Below are 1,204 nucleotides of genomic sequence, written 5' to 3'. Positions count from 1 at the left end.
CCCTCGGTGGTGGTATTGTCTCTGTTGCTTCCATGGTAGGGTTTATCACTCTCTTTGGTGTTGCTACCCGCAATGGTTTACTTCTGGTAGATAATTACAACAATAAATTGGCTCAGGGAATGCCTTTAAAGCAAGTACTTATTGAAGGTTCAACGGAACGATTAGTGGCAATTTTAATGACGGCGTTGACTTCAGCGTTAGGGATGGTTCCTCTCGTAATTGGTACGGGGGCAGGGAAAGAAATTTTACAGCCATTGGCAATAGTTGTTTTGGGAGGATTGTTTACTTCTACAGCTTTAACCTTATTGGTATTACCAGCTTTGTATGCTCAGTTTGGTCGCTTTTTCATATGTAAACCCATCAATTCTGGTATTTCACCTGAAGACTTAAATTCATCCTTTAAAGGTGGTTCAGTGGTGGGTCAATAGGTAAGTAGTCAGCTGTAAGTTGTCAGCGGTAAGCTTAGTCAGTATCAACTTTTTTACTGGTTATCAAAAAAATAAATTAGTTTGAAAGGAGTAAAACTATGGGTTCGTGGTTGCAGTCAAATTTAATTGTTCTATCTAGTGTGGGATTGATATTTTTAGCCTCCTGTGGCAATAGTACAAAAGAGACTACTCAAACTACCTCTTCAGAAACTGTAACCAAAACTGAGAAGGTTGATTCCTCCAGCCATGGTGATGGTTACTCCCAAGGTGGTCAAATCATTGAATCTGGCCTTTATCATTTAGAATTGTTGCCTATTGTCGAAAAACAGGGAATTCACTTAGACTTTTTTCTACAACAGGGTGAGGAACACAAAAGTGTATCTAATGCCAAAGTCAAGGCTCAAATCCAGTTACCAAATGGTGAACAAAAGAATCTAGATTTCAGCTATGATCAGGCTGGTAAACATTACGCTGCTTTTTTACCAGGAAAAGCTACTGGGGAATATAAAGTAGTTATTCAGACTGACATTAACGGTGAAAAAATCAACGGTCGCTTTTCCTTTAAACAATAAATATTGAATAACTTTTGTGGGTAAAGACATCATGAATCGTTTGGTTAGCGCATTACTAGTTAGTTCTACTTTATTGTTGGCTCAAAGTTGTTCAACACTAGGGCAATCTGGAGATGCATCTGTTGAGGGAGATAAACACCATGGTCACCATAATCACAATGAGCATGGTCATCACCATGGTAGCCATGGTCACGGAAATAAACC

2 protein-coding genes are annotated in these 1,204 nt (G+C 39.0%); both read left to right on the top strand.

The genetic code is table 11. The annotated features are described in order from the left end of the window. On the top strand, positions 1-428 hold a 428-nt coding region (locus tag F6K38_RS42495), incomplete at its 5' end, for an efflux RND transporter permease subunit (protein ID WP_287360905.1). 98 nt (positions 429-526) lie between these two features. After that, complete coding sequence (locus F6K38_RS42490; RefSeq protein WP_287360903.1) at positions 527-1,000, top strand: hypothetical protein; 474 nt, start codon at positions 527-529, stop codon at positions 998-1,000. The last annotated feature ends 204 nt before the right edge of the window (positions 1,001-1,204 follow it).

The organism is Moorena sp. SIO3B2, assembly GCF_010692525.1.
Lineage (GTDB): Bacteria > Cyanobacteriota > Cyanobacteriia > Cyanobacteriales > Coleofasciculaceae > Moorena > Moorena producens.
The sequence above is the reverse complement of the archived record's forward strand: the minus strand, read 5'-3'. Positions and strand labels throughout refer to the sequence as shown.

What these genes read in the sequence shown, in the direction of transcription:
- F6K38_RS42490 (WP_287360903.1), top strand. Translation starts at nt 527, where the DNA reads ATGGGTTCGTGGTTGCAGTCAAATTTAATTGTTCTATCTAGTGTGGGA.